This is a genomic window from Sporichthya polymorpha DSM 43042, assembly GCF_000384115.1.
Classification (GTDB): domain Bacteria; phylum Actinomycetota; class Actinomycetes; order Sporichthyales; family Sporichthyaceae; genus Sporichthya; species Sporichthya polymorpha.
In genome coordinates this window covers 4,977,320-4,992,659 of the sequence record NZ_KB913029.1, presented here as the reverse complement: position 1 = coordinate 4,992,659, position 15,340 = coordinate 4,977,320, and the positions used below count along the sequence as shown (strand labels likewise).

Here is a 15,340-nt window from a genome sequence, read left to right as displayed (position 1 = left end):
GTGCGCGCTCCTGCGGGACCCGCCGCGCCACCGCGCCGTGAGCGGCCCCTGGGCGCAGCCGCGCCAGGCCCGCAGAGTAGGCTGCGGCCGCAGTTCCACCCCTGATCATCCGCGGGTCCAGACCCCGCGGTCACCACCCTGGAAGGCCCCCTTGCGCCCGATCGGTTCCCCGCCAGAACGCTCGCCGCGGACCCGCCGCTGGGCGGTGCTGGGCGTGCTGGCTCTCGTCCTGCTGACCTGCACCGGGTGCAACACGGAGGACCTCCCCAACCTCGCGTACCCGGACCCCGCCACCGAGGAAGGCCCCCGGATGCTCCTGCTGTGGCAGGGCTCCTGGCTGGCGGCCATCCTCACCGGCGCCATCGTCTGGGGTCTGATCCTGTGGGCGTGCATCTTCCACCGGAAGAAGCACGCCAACGACATCCCGATCCAGACGCGGTACAACCTGCCGATCGAGGCGCTCTACACGATCCTGCCGTTCGTCATGGTCGTCGTGCTCTTCTACTTCACCGAGCGCGACCAGTCGATCATCATGGACGAGGACCGGCAGGAGGACCTGACGGTCAACGTCGTCGGCCGCCAGTGGAGCTGGTCGTTCAACTACGTCGACGAGAACGTCTACGAGGCGGGCACCCCCGGCAAGGAGCCGGAGCTGGTGCTCCCGGTGAACAAGCTCGTGCGCTTCGAGATCACCGCAGCGGACGTCATCCACTCGTTCTGGGTCCCGAACTTCCTGTTCAAGATCGACGCCGTCCCGGGCCGGGTCAACAGCTTCGAGGCGACGCCGAACAAGCTGGGCACCTACTCCGGCAAGTGCGCCGAGCTCTGCGGCCGCGACCACGCCCGCATGTTCTTCACCGTCCGCGTCGTGAGCGAGGCGGAGTACGCCGCCCACATCGCCGAGCTGCGGCGCAACGGCCAGGAGGGCCAGCTCCCGCGCGGCATCCTCGACACGGCTGAGGACCGCGAGCGTGCGTACAACCTCAAGGGTTCGTACGCGACGGAGTCGGACCACAGCACGCCGGCGCCGCAGGAGAACCAGGACACCGAGCCCGCACAGGACGGGACCGAGAACCAGGGCAGCGAGGAAGCGGAAGGCACCGAGTCCGAGCCCGCCAACGACGCGCCCGCCACCCCGGCGGCCACCACCGCGCCGGCGGCCACCACCGCGCCGGCAGCCGGCGACGCCGCCGCGAACACTCCGGAAGGCACCTCGTGACCACCTACGAGCAGGCCCAGCGGGTCAGCACGCACGCGCGCACGAAGAAGAAGTCGCTCGGCGCGATCATCATCGACTGGGCGACGACGACCGATCACAAGAAGATCGGCATCCTCTACGTCCTGACGTCGTTCACGTTCTTCCTGCTCGGCGGGATCATGGCCCTGATCATGCGGGCCGAGCTCGCGCGTCCGGGCAACCAGGTCGTCTCGAACGAGCACTTCAACCAGCTGTTCACCATGCACGGCACGGTGATGCTGCTGATGTTCGCGACGCCGCTGTTCGTCGGCTTCGCGAACCTGATCATGCCGCTGCAGATCGGCTCGCCGGACGTCGCCTTCCCGCGGCTGAACATGTTCAGCTACTGGCTGTTCTCCATCGGCAGCACGATCGCGATGCTCGGCTTCATCACGCCGGGCGGCGCCGCCGACTTCGGCTGGTTCGCCTACACCCCGCTGTCGGACAACGTGCACTCGCCGAGCGTCGGCGCCGACCTCTGGATCATGGGTCTGGCCCTGTCCGGCTTCGGCACCATCCTCGGTGCCGTCAACTTCATCACCACGATCATCTGCATGCGCGCGCCCGGCATGACGATGTTCCGGATGCCGATCTTCACCTGGAACATCCTGGTGACGAGCGTGCTCGTGCTCATCGCGTTCCCGGTGCTCGCGGCGGCCCTGCTGGTGCTGGAGTCCGATCGACAGTTCGGGACGCACGTCTTCGAGTCGGCCAACGGCGGTGCGCTGCTCTGGCAGCACCTGTTCTGGTTCTTCGGGCACCCCGAGGTCTACATCATCGCCCTGCCGTTCTTCGGCATCGTCACCGAGATCCTGCCGGTGTTCAGCCGCAAGCCGGTCTTCGGGTACAAGGGCCTGGTCTTCGCGACGCTGGCCATCGCCGCCCTGTCCGTGACCGTGTGGGCGCACCACATGTACGTCACCGGTGGTGTGTTGCTGCCGTTCTTCGCCTTCATGACGTTCCTCATCGCGGTACCCACCGGGGTGAAGTTCTTCAACTGGGTCGGAACGATGTGGCGAGGAGCGATCTCGTTCGACTCGCCGATGCTCTGGTCCGTGGGCTTCCTCGTCACGTTCCTCTTCGGCGGTCTGACCGGCGTCATCCTCGCCGTGCCGCCGCTGGACTTCCAGCTGTCGGACTCGTACTTCGTCGTCGCCCACTTCCACTACGTGGTCTTCGGCACCGTCGTGTTCGCGATGTTCGCCGGCTTCTACTACTGGTGGCCGAAGATGACCGGCCGCATGCTCGACGAGCGGCTGGCGAAGGTCCACTTCTGGACGCTGTTCTTCGGCTTCCACACCACCTTCCTCGTCCAGCACTGGCTGGGTGCGGAGGGCATGGCGCGCCGGTACGTCGACTACCGCGCGAGCGAGGGCTTCACGACGCTGAACATGGTCTCCAGCGTCGGCGCCTTCCTGCTCGGCATGTCGACCCTGCCGTTCATCCTCAACGTGATTCTCACGCACCGGAAGCCGAAGCCGGTGCTGCCGGACGACCCGTGGGGCTACGGCCGCTCGCTCGAGTGGGCGACCTCCTGCCCGCCGCCGCGGCACAACTTCTCCTCGATGCCGCGCATCCGGTCGGAAAGCCCCGCGTTCGACCTGCACCACCCGGAGTTCGCCTCCGCGCACGACGCCCCGACCCGGGGGAAGACGGTCCTCGACGAGATCTACGGCGAGCCCGACCTCGAGGGTCACGACCGGGAGAAGGGCCGCACCTCCACCGCGGTCCTGGAGCGCGAGGACGACACCCACGACAAGCCCGGCCACGGTGGCGCCGGGTACGGACAGGAGTAGACGGCTGTGAAGGTTGAGGGCAACCTCTTCGCGGGCATCGGGATCTTCCTGATCCCGGTCACCCCGATCTACTGGTACTACTCCGAGGACTGGACGGGCACCACCGCCCTGACCCTGACCATCGGGCTGTGCGCGCTGATCGGCTTCTACCTGCTGTTCACCGCCAAGCGGATCGACCTCCGCCCGGAGGACGACCCCACCGCGCTGATCGAGGACGGTGCCGGCGAACTCGGCTTCTTCAGTCCCCACAGCTGGTGGCCCCTGCTCCTCGCCGCCGCCGGCGGCCTCGGCACCCTCGGGATCGTCTTCGGCATGTGGCTGTTCGCCCTCGCCGTCCCGTTCTTCGCCTACGCGGTCTGGGGCATGGTCTTCGAGTACTACCGCGGCGAGCACGCCCACTAGGCACCCCCCCGCCCCGGCCTCCCGGCCCCGGCCCCCTCCTGGGGGGGACCGGGGCCGTCGCCGTTCCGCCCCCGCCGAATACGGGTTCCCTCGCCAGACGACGCCCTCCCGCGCGGGATCCGGCGGGGGCGCGCTTCACCAGCCACCCCGCGCCCTTCACCAGCTGAGCACCCGCTTCACCAGCCGGGCGGGGCCAGTGAAGCTGGGCTCGTCTGGTGAAGCTGGGTCCGGCGCCGCGGCGGTCAGGGCTGGTGCCGTGGAACTCGGGGGCGGAGGACGGGAACTCGGGACGGGCGTGGCGGCGTCGAACCGGTGTGAGGACTGAGGAGAACACCGCCGCCATCCCGGCTCAGACGCCGCCCGTCCCCGGGTTCGCCCTGACCTACGTCACCGCCGTCGAGGCCGCGGCCGCGTCCGAGGCCGAGCCGCAGGGCGACCCGGCGCCGGCTGGGCCCGCCGTGGACGCACCGGCGGCGGTCGTGGCCGGCCCGGAGACGCAGCCGGAGACGCAGCCGGGGAGCCTCGCGGCTCCGATTGCCCCGTGGACTCTCGCGACGGGTGCAGACACACCCGCCGAGGCGGGGAAGCCGGCCCAGGAGAGTGCGGCCCAGGGGAGTGCGGTGCAGGGGAGTGCGGCGCAGCACCTGCGGTGGGCGGCGATCGGGATCGGCGTCCAGATCGTCCTCGCGGTGGTGCTCGGGATCATCGCGCTCCCGTTCATCGAGCCGCTCCACTCCGAGTAGATACCTCAACTTCTCCTGCCTGGCGCGCCTATCCTCGGCTCGTGATGGGCGCGGCGCGCCGCAGGAGAGGCGTCAGGTGGACTTGCGCTGGCGACCACCCAACTTCTCCTGGCCGGCGCGCCTGTCCAGCCACGCGGACAGGCGCGGCGCGCGGGAGAAGACGCGGGGGAGGGGGCCCGCAACGCAGAACGGCCGGCCAACCCTGAGGTTGACCGGCCGTTCTGCGTTGGCGCCTCAGTGGTGGCCGCCGCCGTGGTCGTCGCCGTGGCCGTGGCCCGCGGTGAGCTCCGCGTACTCCTCGGCCGAGGGCTTCGGCAGGTCGTCGGCGTACCAGAACTTCGAGAGCCGGGCCTGGAGCTTGGCGGCCTTGTGGCCGGGGGCGGGGATGCCCTCGGCGTCCGTGGCCGGACCCGGGTCGAGCGGCTGGTAGTTGTTGCGCGCCATCAGCGTGAAGCGCTCCTCGGCGGAGATCGGGGCGTGGACCTCGATGAACTCGCCGTTGGGCAGACGCTTGATGATGCCGGTCTCCCGACCGTGGAGGACCTTGTTCAGGTCCGCCCGCTGGAGCCCGATGCAGGCCCGCTTGGTGATCATGAAGACCAGCGGCGGGACCACGAACAGGGCGACCTGTGTGAACCGGGTGACGTTGTTGATCGAGATGTCGAACGTGAACCCGATGATGTCGTTGCCACCGTTGATGAACAGCAGCAGGTAGAACGCGATCGACATCGCACCGAGGGCCGTGCGGACCGGGACGTCGCGGGGACGGTCGAGCAGGTGGTGCTCCCGCTTGTCGCCGGTGACCCAGGCCTCGATGAACGGGTACAGCGCCATGACCGTGAACATCACGCCGGGCAGGATCAGACCGGGCACGAGGATGTTCCAGCTGATCGTGTGACCGAACAGGTTCGTCTCCCAGTTCGGCATCGCACGGAGCGAGCCTTCGAGGAAGCCGATGTAGAAGTCCGGTTGTGAACCCGCGGAGATCTGATCAGGGAAGTACGGCCCGTACAACCACACCGGGTTGATCTGGGCGATACCGCCGAGCAGGGCGCAGATCCCGAACACGACGAAGAAGAAGCCACCGGCCTTCGCCATGTAGACCGGCATCAGCGGGAAGCCGACGACGTTCTCGTTGGTGCGGCCCGGGCCGGGGAACTGCGTGTGCTTCTGCACGACGACCAGCATCAGGTGGACCGTGATCAGCGCGAGCATGATGCCCGGCAGCAGCAGCACGTGGACCACGAACAGACGCGGGACGATCGCCTCGCCGGGGAACTCCCCGCCGAAGAGGAAGAACTGCACGTACGTTCCCACCACCGGGACCGAGAGCATCACGCCCTCGGCGATGCGCAGACCGGTGCCGGAGAGCAGGTCGTCCGGGATGGTGTAGCCGGCGAAGCCCTCGATCAGAGCCAGCGTCAGCAGGCCGTTACCGATGAGCCAGTTCAGCTCACGCGGCTTGCGGAACGCGCCGGTGAAGAAGATGCGGAACAGGTGCAGGAAGATCGCCGCGACGAAGATCAGCGCCGCCCAGTGGTGGATCTGCCGCATGAGCAGACCACCGCGGACGTCGAAGCTGATGTCCAGCGTCGAGGCGTACGCCTCGGACATGTGGACGCCGCGCAGCGGCTCGTACGAGCCCTCGTACTCGACCTCCTGCATGCTCGGCCGGAAGAACAGCGTCAGGTAGACGCCGGTGGCCAGCAGGATGATGAAGCTGTAGAGCGCGATCTCGCCGAGCATGAAGGACCAGTGCTCGGGGAACACCTTGCGCAGGTTCTTCTTCGCGGCCGCATTGGTGCCGAGCCGCTCGTCGAGGTAGGTCGCCACACCGGCGCCGGCCTTGGCGGCCGGGGTCAGCGGGGCGGGCGGGGGAGTAGGCGTGGTCATCAGGCGTCGCCCCGCTCCCAGAAGCTCGGGCCGACGGGCTCTTCGAAGCCGCCCTTGGCCACCAGGTAACCCTCGTCGTCGACGGTGATCGCGATGTTGGGCAGGTTACGTGCCGACGGCCCGAACACGACGCGGCCGAAGTCGGCCAGGTCGAACGTGGACTGGTGGCACGGGCACAGCATGTGGTGGGTGTTCTTCTCGTAGAGGCCCAGCGGGCAACCCGCGTGCGGGCAGATCTTCGAGTAGGCGAGGATCCCGCGGTACCCACGGGCGGCGAGCTCCTTGGACCGGATCTCGCTGGGGTTGAGCTTCACCAGCAGGATCGAGGCCTTGGCGAGCTCGTCGTGACCCTCGAGGTCGTTCGGCTTCGCCGAGATCATCGAGCCCAGCGCGAAGTCCGACGGCTTGAGCCGGCGCTCGTCGTTCGCGTGGACGATCTGACGGTGGTTCGGGTCGTCCCACAGCGTGCCGCGGAGCTTCTTGTGCGGCAGCGGGCCGAGGTCGCGCAGCGCGATCACCGGAGCGATCGGGAACAGGGCCATCGCGCCGAGCATCGACGTCCAGATCAGCTTCCGCCGCGGGATGGCCGAGTCCTCGACACCCGCACGGAACTTCTCCAGCACCTCGGCGGTGTCCTCGGGGGAGGACTTCATCGGGTGCCGGTAGTCGACGACCTCCTCGGCGTTCATCAGCTTGCGCGCCCAGTGGATCGCGCCGAAGCCGATGCACAGCAGCGAGCCGCCCAGGGTCACGCCGAGCGCGAAGTTCAGCGTGTTGACGGTCCCGAGACCGACCACGTACATCGACTCGTCCTTGTCGATGGCGACAAAGCTGACGATGAACGCGATCGTGAGGATGGTGCTCAGCCCGAAAAGGCCGGCCACCTGACGCTCGGCGCGGTTGGCCGCGCGGGCGTCGATGTCGGTGCGCCGCGGCGTGTGGTGCGGCAGGCCCGGGTCGGCGAACGGGTCGCCCTCGACCTGCGCGACGCCGGTGCCGTGGCCCCCGTCGTTGGATCCGTAACTCATGACGGCCTCGCCCCCAGCCACACGGCGGCGCCGATGAGGGCGCCGATGACAGCCGTCCACACCAGCAGGCCCTCGGCCACGGGTCCGATGCGCCCGGCGGCGAAGCCGCCCGGGTCGGGCTGCTCGTGGATGGACTTGATGTAGGTAATGACGTCCTTCTTCTGATCCGGGGTCAGGATGCCGTCGCTGAACGTCGGCATCGCGCCCTTGCCGGCCCCGGTGACCATCGCTTCGTAGATGTGCTTGGGGTCGACCTCGGTCAGGTTCGGGGCGTACTTGCCCTGGGTGAGGGCACCGCCCTTACCGATGAAGTTGTGGCACGACGCGCAGTTCGTGCGGAAGATCTCGCCGCCCTCCTGCAGGTCGCCGTCGGTGGCGTACTGCTCGGGGGCCGGGACCGGGGCGCCGCCGGGGGCGATGGACGCGACGTACGCGACGATCGCGGCCGTCTCCTTCTCGGTGAAGAACTGCTTCTTCGCCGGGCCCTGGTTCTCCCGGGACTGCAGCGGCATACGGCCCGTGCCGACCTGGAAGTCGACCGAGGCCGCTCCGACGCCGGCGATGCCCGGGCCGTCGGAGGTGCCCTCGGCGTTCAGGCCGTGGCAGCTCGAGCAGCTCGTGATGTAGAGCCCCTTGCCCTCCTGGATCTGCAGCGAGGAGGCGTCGTCCGCCGCCTCGGCAGTGCCGGAGGGGGAGAAGGTGGCGTAGAGGCCACCCACCACTCCCAGGGCGAGCAACAGAACGACGACCGCAGCCAGCGGGTGGCGTCGTCGTGCGGAAAGCCGTTTCACGCCATTCCCTTACTTGAGCAGGTAGATCATGCCGAACAGGCCGATCCAGACGACGTCGACGAAGTGCCAGTAGTACGAGACGACGATCGCGCTGGTGGCCTGCTCATGGGTGAACCGACTCGCCACGAACGTCCGCCCGAGGACGAACAGGAACGCGAAAAGTCCGAGCGTCACGTGCAGGCCGTGGAAACCCGTGGTCAGGTAGAACATCGAGCCGTACGCGTGGGCCGACATCGTCATGCCCTCGTTGGTGAGCTCGGTGTACTCCGTGGCCTGGCCGGCGACGAAGAACGCCCCCATCAGGAACGTGATGATGAACCAGAAGCGCAGCTTCTCCACGTCGCCGCGCTCGGCGGCGAAGACGCCGAGCTGACACGTGACGGACGACAGCACGAGGACCGTGGTGGTGGTCGCGGCGAACGGCAGGTTCAGATGCACGCTCTCCGGCGGCCAGTTCTCGTCGCCGGTGACCGAGCGGATGGTGAAGTACATCGCGAACAGCGCCGCGAAGAACATCAGCTCCGACGACAACCACACGATCGTGCCGACACTGACCATGTTCGGTCGGTTGACAGCACCGTGCGCAGGGGGGCTCTCGACAGCTTGGGCGGTGACCACGGGCGTCATTATGTCGGGCCTGGTTCGGTCTCCGATGACCGGCCCCACCGGTGTGGCGTCGGCGGTCCACGGACCGTCAAAACCCGCTGGAAAAGGCCTCTCCGGGGCCCCTGACGCGGCGTCGATACCATCGACCGCACCGGCGTACCGCCCGGTCGCACCGCCCCGCCCGGCCTGACCCGCCTGCCTGACCCATTCAGGAGAGACCGCAGTGAGCGAGCACGGTTCCGCGCAGACCCCCGAGGTCACCATGCGGGTCCTGGTCTACAGCGACGACGTCAACGTGCGGAACGACGTGCGCCTGGCCCTCGGGCGCCGCCCGGCCCCGGAGCTGCCGCGGGTCGAGGTCTTCGAGTGCGCCACCGAGCCCGCCGTCCTGAGCGCGATGGACGCGGGCGGGATCGACGTCGCGATCCTGGACGGCGAGGCGGTCCCGGCCGGGGGGATGGGCATCTGCCGGCAGCTCAAGGACGAGATCTACCGCTGCCCGCCGATCCTGGTGCTGATCGGGCGCGTGCAGGACGGCTGGCTGGCCACCTGGTCGCGCGCCGACGCCGTGGTGCCGCACCCGATCGACCCGATCGCGCTCGCCGACGCCACCGCCTCGCTGCTGCGCCGCCGACTCGCCGCGCCGGCCTGAGCGCCGTGAACCGCTGGCCCGACCTGCTCGGCGCCCTGGTGCGGGGCGAGGACCTCGACGCGGACACCACGGCCTGGGCGATGGACCAGATCATGGGCGGCGAGGCCAGCCCGGTGCACATCTCCGCCTTCGTGGTCGCGCTGCGCTCCAAGGGCGAGACGGTCTCGGAGGTGGAAGGCCTGGTCCGGGCCATGTTCTCCCGGGCCCGGCTGATCGAGGTGCCCGGTCCCACGCTCGACATCGTCGGCAGCGGTGGTGACCAGGCCCACACCGTGAACATCTCCACGATGGCCTCGATCGTGGCCGCCGCGACCGGTGTCCGCGTGGTCAAGCACGGCAACCGCGCCGCGTCCTCCGCCTGCGGGACCGCGGACGTGCTCGAAGAACTCGGCGTCGCGCTCGACCTGGACCCGGCCGACGTCGCCGCGGTCGCCGTGGAGGCGGGCATCACGTTCTGCTTCGCGCCGGTGTACCACCCGGCCCTGCGGCACGCGATCCCGGTGCGGCGCGAGCTCGCGATCCCCACGATCTTCAACTTCCTCGGGCCCCTGGCCAACCCGGCCCGTCCCACGGCGCAGGCCGTCGGGGTCGCCGACCGCCGGATCGCCCCGATCGCCGCGGGCGTCCTCGCCCGGCGCGGCGTGGCGGCCCTGGTCTTCCGGGGGGACGACGGACTCGACGAGCTCACCACCGCCACGACCTCCAGCTACTGGGAGGTCCGGGACGGCAACGTGACCGAGGGCGTGCTCGACCCCGCCGACCTGGGCGTGCCGCGCTCCGAGCCCGGCGCGCTCCGCGGCGGGGACCGCGTCCACAACGCCGGGGTGGTCCGGGACCTGCTCGCCGGACGGACCGGGCCGGTCCGCGACGCCGTGCTCCTCAACGCGGGCGCCGCACTGGCGATGTGTGACCCCTCCGACACCGCCCCGCTGCCCGAGCGCGTGCGCGCGGGCATTGCGCGCGCCGCGGCCGCCGTCGACGACGGCACCGCCGCCAAGACCCTCGACGCCTGGATCGCCGCCACCGTGGGGCGCCGATCCGCCTGACGCGCGTGTGCGGCCGAGCGCCGGCTCAGCTCGCGCGGATCGCCCGGATCAGGTCGGGCCCGATCGCCGCGGCCCTCGCGGCCGGGATCCCGGACAGGTACACCAGCCCGACGCGCTTGCCGTCGCGCACGGCGACGACGAGGTAGCGGTTCGGGTCGGCCTCGAACCCGGTCTCCTGCCGCAGGCCCGAAACCCGCTCGGGGGCGCGGTCGATCGAGCGGTACCCGAGCACGATCGGGCCGTCGGGGTCCGCCGCGCCCGCGGGACAGGCCCGCATCTGGCGTTCGAAGCGGTCCAGGAAGGTACGCGGGCCGGCGGAGTCGCCGAACTCCAGCACCAGCGCCACGCCGGGTTGGCCGGCCGGGCCGGCGTAGGTCCGCTCCAGGGCGTACCGGGGCCGGGGGAGCGAGATCGCGACCGCCCGCTCCGGGCAGCCGATGGGCGTGAGGCCGTCCATCAGCTCGTTCACGTCGCGCTGCTGGGTGGAGGGTGCGTCGGCGGCGACGTCACCGTGGCCGTCACCGTGGACGTCACCGTGGCCGTCGCCGGGGTCCGCGCGCTCGGTCCACCCCTCGCCGAGGACGGCGGGCTCCGGCATCTGCCGACCGCTGAGCGGGCCCGCGGTCGCGGGAACCGTGGGCTCCTCCGCGGCCGGCGCCCCGGGCGGGAGCGCCGCCCCCTCCGAGGAGTCGTCCCCGCAGGCACTCAGGGCGAGCAGGAGGGCCGTCGCCGGCGCGACCACGCGGCCGAGGAGGTGCACCCTGCGGCCGCTCATCGGCCGTTGCTCGAGAAGTGCTGGTAGTCCGGGTGAGCCCAGCGGGCGCCCCAGAGCCAGCCGCGGCGGGCGAACTCGCGGGGGATCGGGCCGCTGCGCGTGAGCATGCCCTTCCGCACGTTCGACCGGTTCAGGTAGGTCGACGACCCCGGCGGGTACACGCGGCTGCCGGTCACGTACGGATTCTGGCGGGTGTTCACGTCGACGGCATTCCCGTACGAGTGCTGCGACAACCGGCTCGGGTTGCCGACCACGTGGCGGCAGTTGAACGCCGAGGTGTTGTTGGCCGCCATCGAGCGCGTGTCCGACCCGCGGAACCGGTCGACCTTCGACATCCGCTTGATCGGGAACTTCGCCCGGTACGCGCGCCGGAACACCGCGGAGACGTCGGTGACGGCGGAGCGGTGGACGACGATGTTGCCCCGGCGCCATGTGCCGTCGAAGCCGTAGAACGTCAGCTGGAGCCGGCGCAGGCTCGACGGCCCGACCGGGCAGCCGGACCGGTACGTGTACCGGACGTCCTTGCGCGAGACGCGCAGCACCCTGAGGTTGAACGGCTGCTTCTTCCTGGTCTTCTTCGCCACCTCGACGGGCTCCGCGGGCGCGGTGACCGGGCCGGCCGCCGGCACCGACGCCGGGTCGAAGGTCGGGGCCGGGCTCGCCGGCGCCTCGACCGTGGGCTCCGGTGTGGGCTCGACGGTCGGCTCGACCGTGGGCTCCGGTGTGGGCTCGACGGTCGGCTCACCCGCGGGCTCCGGGGTCGGCTCCGGGGTCGGCTCCGGGGTCGGTTCCGGGGTCGGTTCCGGGGTCGCCGCGGGGACGTCCGCGGCGGGGGTCGGGTCGGGTTCGTCGGCGTACGCACCTCCGGCGGGTACGAGCAGCGTCATCGCAGACGCGACGACGAGCGTCGACAACCAGCGCCGAGACATGTGGACCCCCCCAGGTCGCGAACGGAACCTTCCACCCGCTTCGAGGGTATGAAGGCTTTTCGCGCCGGTCCGGCGTTCGCAGGACCTGGGGGCTTATGTCCGGGTTCGGTCCGTGCGCTCAGTCCATGCCGAGGGAGAACGCGGCCTCGAGGTCGTGCCGGGAGTAGGTGCGGAAGGCGATGTGCGTCTCGGTCGACAGGACGCCGGGGGTCTTGTTCATCCGCCCGGGGATGACCTCGGCGAGGTCGTCGTGCCGGGAGACCCGCACCATCGCGACCAGGTCGTACTCGCCGGTGACCGAGTAGACCTCGCTCACGCCGTCGAGCTGCGCGATGTGCTCGCCGACCTCGGGGATCCGGGCCATGTCCGCCTTGATGAGCACGATCGCGGTGATCACTTCGAGCATCCTCCCGAGTCGGTCGCTGCGAGCCTAGTGGCGACGTCTGGCCCGGCGCCGCTCCGGTGCTTCGCGGCGCTCGCCGACGAATAGGACGGTCAGCACGAAGCCGACCGCGAACCCGACGACGTGCGCCACGTACGCGACCGAGCCCTCGCCGAGACCGCCGCCCTGGGCGTAGATCGCCTGCAGGCCGAACCACGACCCCAGCACCAGCCAGGCGGGCATCGGCAGGGGCAGGAAGAAGAGGAACGGCACGAGCGCGACGATGCGTGCGCGGGGATAGAGCCACAGATAGGCGCCGAGGACGCCGGCCACGGCCCCGGACGCCCCGACCAGCGGCGTGGTCGAGTTCGGGTCCGTGAAGGCGAAGGCGTACGTCGCGGTGTAGCCGCAGAGCAGGTAGAAGGCCGCGAACCGCAGGCGACCGAACCGGTCCTCGACGTTGTTCCCGAAGATGAAGAGGAACAGCATGTTGCCGAGCAGGTGCAGCAGACCGCCGTGCAGGAACATCGAGCTCAGCGCCGACAGCGGTGGGGACTTGTCGAAGTCCGGCGCGGGGCAGCGGAGCACCCGGTCCCCGGTGACGAGCTCGACGGGCTCGGGCGGGAGCTGCGCGTTCTCGGTCAGCTCCTTCGGGATGGCCGCCCACTGCTGGATGAACGCGTCGCTGCGGCACTCGTCGGCGACGTTCGCCGGCAGGCCCTGGTCGCCGAACGCGGGCCCGAAGAAGTAGATGACGACGTTGATGATCAGGATCGCGTAGGTCACGACGGGGAACCGGCGGGTCGGGTTCTTGTCGTGGATCGGGATCACCACACGGCGATCATTGCGCAGAGCTGCTGCTACTCGCTGAGCAGGACCGCACTCCCGATCGTCACCGCGTCGCCGATCTCCGCCGGGAGGTCGGGCCGGGGCGGGGCCGAGTGGCCGTTGGCGACGGCCGACACGCCCATCGCGGCACCGAGGAACAACGCAGCGGCCGCGAGACGGCGCCGCCGGGTCCGCTGGGTCATGTCGGCAGTATCGGCGAGCACCGACCCGCGCATGACGACGGGCAGGTTACGTTTCAGCGACGCCGCGTGACGTTGGTCCCACGGGGCCGGTCGTGCTCGGCGGAGGTGGCGCGGCGGCCCGCGTCGGCGGCGGCGAGCCAGGCCTGCCAGCGGCCGGCGCCGTGGAGCGGGGAGCTCCACTCGCCGTCGAGGCGGATCAGCCGGGTCCCGGCCTGCTCCAGCCATCGCAGGATGGTCTCGGTCTCCTCGGCCGTGGCGGCCGGGAGCGGCCCGGTGCCGGGCAGCACGGTGGCGGCGGTGGCCAGCATGGCCTCGACCTCGGCGAGGACGGCCCGGGCGTGCGGGGCCACCCCGGCGGCGGCGAGGCGGCCGAACCGGACGACGGCGATCTCCCAGCCGCCCTCCCGGCCCGGACGGGCCGCGACCAGTTCGGGGCAGCGCGTCAGCCCGCGGATCCGCTGCATGCGCGCGGCGGTGCGGGTAAAGGCGGCGAGGCGGTCCCGGTGCCGGGCGGCGTCCTCGTAGCGGCCGGCGGCGGAGAGCGCGTCGATGCGCGCGCGGAGCCGCTCGACGATCTCGCGGGCGTCGCTCTCCATCGCGAGCCGGACGCCGGACGCGTGGGCCGCGTACTCGGCGGGGGACTCGCGGCCCTCGCACGGGGCGTTGCACCGGTCCATCTCGGCGAGCGCGCAGGCCGGGACGGTGCGGCGCACGGAGAGCGGCTGGCGGCACTGCCGGATCCGGAACGCCTCGTGGGCCGCGGTCATCGCCTGCTCGGCGGCGGCGGCGCTCCCGAAGGGGCCGAGGTACCCGCCGGCGTCGGAGCGGACCTGGCGCACCACCGACAGGCGCGGGAACGTCTCGTCGGTGAGCTTGAGCCAGACCATCCGCTCGGGGAAGCGGGAGCGGCGGTTGTAGCGCGGCTTGTGCTCGGCGATCAGCCGCAGCTCGCGGACCGAGGCCTCGAGCTTGTGCGCGCAGACGATCGGGACGACCCGCTCGGCGAGGCCGACCATCTCGGCCATGCGCGTGCGCAGTTCCGAGGCCGTGAAGTACGTCCGGACGCGCTCGCGGATGTTGCCCGAGGTCCCGACATAGAGGACCTCGCCGCGCGCGTCCTCGAACCGGTAGACCCCGGGCGCCGCCGGCAGGCCCTGGGCGAGGTAGCGCTTGCGCCGCTGCTCGGGGCGGACCTTGGCGGAGAAGGTGAGCAGCTCCTCCAGCGACGTCACGCCCATCGCGCCGAGCCGTTCGAGCAGCCCGTGCAGGACGTCGACGGTGGCGCGGGCGTCGGCCAGCGCCCGGTGGTTCGGGGTCGTGGGGGAGCCGAACAGTCGGGCCAGCGAGGCGAGCTTGCAGTTCGGCGTCTCCTCGCGCGTCACGACGCCGCGGGCGAGCTTCACCGTGTCCACGACCGGGAACGTCGGCCAGGCCTGCCCGGTGGCGGTGCACGCCGCCTTGAGGAACCCGACGTCGAACGGGGCGTTGTGCGCGACGAGCACCGAGCCGGACGCGAACTCCAGGAACGCCGGCAGCGCCGCGGAGATCCGCGGGGCCGAGCACACCATCGCGTCGGTGATGCCGGTCATCACCTGGATGAACGCGGGGATCGGGTTGCCGGGGTTCACCAGGGTCTGGAACTCGCCGAGCCGCCGGCCTCCGCGGACCTTCACCGCTCCGATCTCGGTGATCCCGTCGGCGGGCGTCCCGCCGGTCGTCTCGAGGTCGACGACGACGAACGTGACGTCCCGCAGCGGGGTGCCGAGCTCGTCGAACGTCCCCTGGGTCGGGACGGCGCGCCGGACCAGCGGGGCCGGCGGGGCCGGCGGGGCCGGCGGAACCGGTCGCGGCCGCCCCGGCCGGGTGCCGAGCTCGGGTGCCAACGTCATGTCCCGGACGGTAGGGGCGTGCACCGACAGCGCCGCCGAGGCACGCCGCCGGGGCTCCCACCCTGGGGCGGGTGTGACTCGTGGGGCGAAACGGGACTGTCGGTGGGCGGTCCTAGCGTCGCCGACGACAACCGATTTCC

General features: G+C 70.8%; 15 protein-coding genes and 1 pseudogene. 6 read left to right on the top strand and 10 right to left on the bottom strand.

From position 1 onward, the window contains the following. Positions 1-151: 151 nt before the first annotated feature. The 4 genes and pseudogenes from ctaC to SPOPO_RS0124065 all read left to right on the top strand — a co-directional run. Positions 152-982 (top strand): annotated as a pseudogene (ctaC, locus tag SPOPO_RS31425) (aa3-type cytochrome oxidase subunit II); the annotation flags it as partial. Between the two features lie 302 nt (positions 983-1,284). Then, positions 1,285-3,033, top strand: a complete 1,749-nt coding sequence (gene ctaD, locus SPOPO_RS0124075; RefSeq protein WP_425424163.1) for an aa3-type cytochrome oxidase subunit I — start codon at positions 1,285-1,287, stop codon at positions 3,031-3,033. 6 nt (positions 3,034-3,039) lie between these two features. Then, positions 3,040-3,435 carry a cytochrome c oxidase subunit 4 gene (locus SPOPO_RS0124070; protein WP_019877718.1) on the top strand — a complete coding sequence of 132 codons (396 nt, stop codon included), beginning with the start codon at positions 3,040-3,042 and terminating at the stop codon, positions 3,433-3,435. A 314-nt stretch (positions 3,436-3,749) separates the two neighbouring features. After that, a complete protein-coding gene (locus SPOPO_RS0124065) occupies positions 3,750-4,178 on the top strand; it encodes a hypothetical protein (RefSeq protein ID WP_028985073.1) in 429 nt (142 codons plus the stop codon). A gap of 234 nt (positions 4,179-4,412) precedes the next feature. Here the strand turns inward: SPOPO_RS0124065 and qcrB are convergent, their stop codons facing one another. The 4 genes from qcrB to ctaE are packed head-to-tail and all read right to left on the bottom strand — an operon-like array spanning position 4,413 to position 8,517. Then, positions 4,413-6,071, bottom strand: a complete 1,659-nt coding sequence (gene qcrB / locus SPOPO_RS0124060; RefSeq protein ID WP_019877717.1) for a cytochrome bc1 complex cytochrome b subunit — start codon at positions 6,069-6,071, stop codon at positions 4,413-4,415. Continuing rightward, positions 6,071-7,099 (bottom strand): cytochrome bc1 complex Rieske iron-sulfur subunit, encoded by a 1,029-nt coding sequence (gene qcrA, locus SPOPO_RS0124055; protein WP_051098701.1) that lies wholly within the window; start codon positions 7,097-7,099, stop codon positions 6,071-6,073. Before qcrA ends, qcrB begins: the two co-directional genes overlap by 1 nt. Beyond that, complete coding sequence (gene qcrC / locus SPOPO_RS0124050; RefSeq protein ID WP_028985071.1) at positions 7,096-7,890, bottom strand: cytochrome bc1 complex diheme cytochrome c subunit; 795 nt, start codon at positions 7,888-7,890, stop codon at positions 7,096-7,098. Before qcrC ends, qcrA begins: the two co-directional genes overlap by 4 nt. A gap of 9 nt (positions 7,891-7,899) precedes the next feature. Then, positions 7,900-8,517, bottom strand: a complete 618-nt coding sequence (gene ctaE / locus SPOPO_RS0124045) for an aa3-type cytochrome oxidase subunit III (protein ID WP_028985070.1) — start codon at positions 8,515-8,517, stop codon at positions 7,900-7,902. Positions 8,518-8,758: 241 nt separating this feature from the next. On the opposite strand from ctaE, the gene SPOPO_RS0124040 reads away from it, so the two are divergent. Continuing rightward, positions 8,759-9,148, top strand: a complete 390-nt coding sequence (locus tag SPOPO_RS0124040) for a response regulator transcription factor (RefSeq protein WP_033387294.1) — start codon at positions 8,759-8,761, stop codon at positions 9,146-9,148. A gap of 5 nt (positions 9,149-9,153) precedes the next feature. After that, positions 9,154-10,194, top strand: coding sequence for an anthranilate phosphoribosyltransferase (gene trpD, locus SPOPO_RS0124035; protein WP_019877710.1), 1,041 nt, complete (start codon positions 9,154-9,156; stop codon positions 10,192-10,194). Positions 10,195-10,219: 25 nt separating this feature from the next. Here the strand turns inward: trpD and SPOPO_RS0124030 are convergent, their stop codons facing one another. The 6 genes from SPOPO_RS0124030 to SPOPO_RS0124000 all read right to left on the bottom strand — a co-directional run bounded on the left by SPOPO_RS0124030 (position 10,220) and on the right by SPOPO_RS0124000 (position 15,200). Further along, the gene (locus SPOPO_RS0124030) at positions 10,220-10,969 is read right to left on the bottom strand and encodes a hypothetical protein (protein WP_156870193.1); all 750 of its coding nucleotides are present in this window, start codon (positions 10,967-10,969) and stop codon (positions 10,220-10,222) included. Next, positions 10,966-11,898 (bottom strand): M15 family metallopeptidase, encoded by a 933-nt coding sequence (locus tag SPOPO_RS0124025; RefSeq protein ID WP_019877708.1) that lies wholly within the window; start codon positions 11,896-11,898, stop codon positions 10,966-10,968. The genes SPOPO_RS0124030 and SPOPO_RS0124025 overlap by 4 nt, the downstream gene beginning before the upstream one ends. A 118-nt stretch (positions 11,899-12,016) precedes the next feature. Then, entirely contained in the window at positions 12,017-12,295 is a 279-nt protein-coding gene (locus tag SPOPO_RS0124015) for an Lrp/AsnC family transcriptional regulator (RefSeq protein ID WP_019877707.1), read from the bottom strand. 33 nt (positions 12,296-12,328) lie between these two features. After that, entirely contained in the window at positions 12,329-13,114 is a 786-nt protein-coding gene (locus SPOPO_RS0124010) for a rhomboid family intramembrane serine protease (protein WP_019877706.1), read from the bottom strand. 26 nt (positions 13,115-13,140) lie between these two features. Next, positions 13,141-13,311 (bottom strand): hypothetical protein, encoded by a 171-nt coding sequence (locus SPOPO_RS0124005; RefSeq protein ID WP_156870191.1) that lies wholly within the window; start codon positions 13,309-13,311, stop codon positions 13,141-13,143. A 53-nt stretch (positions 13,312-13,364) separates the two neighbouring features. Continuing rightward, positions 13,365-15,200, bottom strand: a complete 1,836-nt coding sequence (locus tag SPOPO_RS0124000) for a DEDD exonuclease domain-containing protein (protein WP_019877704.1) — start codon at positions 15,198-15,200, stop codon at positions 13,365-13,367. Positions 15,201-15,340 lie beyond the last annotated feature (140 nt).

Coding starts and splice junctions, on each gene's coding strand:
- qcrB (WP_019877717.1), bottom strand. CDS start 6,071: ATGACCACGCCTACTCCCCCGCCCGCCCCGCTGACCCCGGCCGCCAAG.
- qcrA (WP_051098701.1), bottom strand. CDS start 7,099: ATGAGTTACGGATCCAACGACGGGGGCCACGGCACCGGCGTCGCGCAG.
- ctaE (WP_028985070.1), bottom strand. CDS start 8,517: ATGACGCCCGTGGTCACCGCCCAAGCTGTCGAGAGCCCCCCTGCGCAC.
- SPOPO_RS0124040 (WP_033387294.1), top strand. CDS start 8,759: ATGCGGGTCCTGGTCTACAGCGACGACGTCAACGTGCGGAACGACGTG.
- SPOPO_RS0124030 (WP_156870193.1), bottom strand. CDS start 10,969: ATGAGCGGCCGCAGGGTGCACCTCCTCGGCCGCGTGGTCGCGCCGGCG.
- SPOPO_RS0124025 (WP_019877708.1), bottom strand. CDS start 11,898: ATGTCTCGGCGCTGGTTGTCGACGCTCGTCGTCGCGTCTGCGATGACG.
- SPOPO_RS0124005 (WP_156870191.1), bottom strand. CDS start 13,311: ATGACCCAGCGGACCCGGCGGCGCCGTCTCGCGGCCGCTGCGTTGTTC.
- SPOPO_RS0124000 (WP_019877704.1), bottom strand. CDS start 15,200: ATGACGTTGGCACCCGAGCTCGGCACCCGGCCGGGGCGGCCGCGACCG.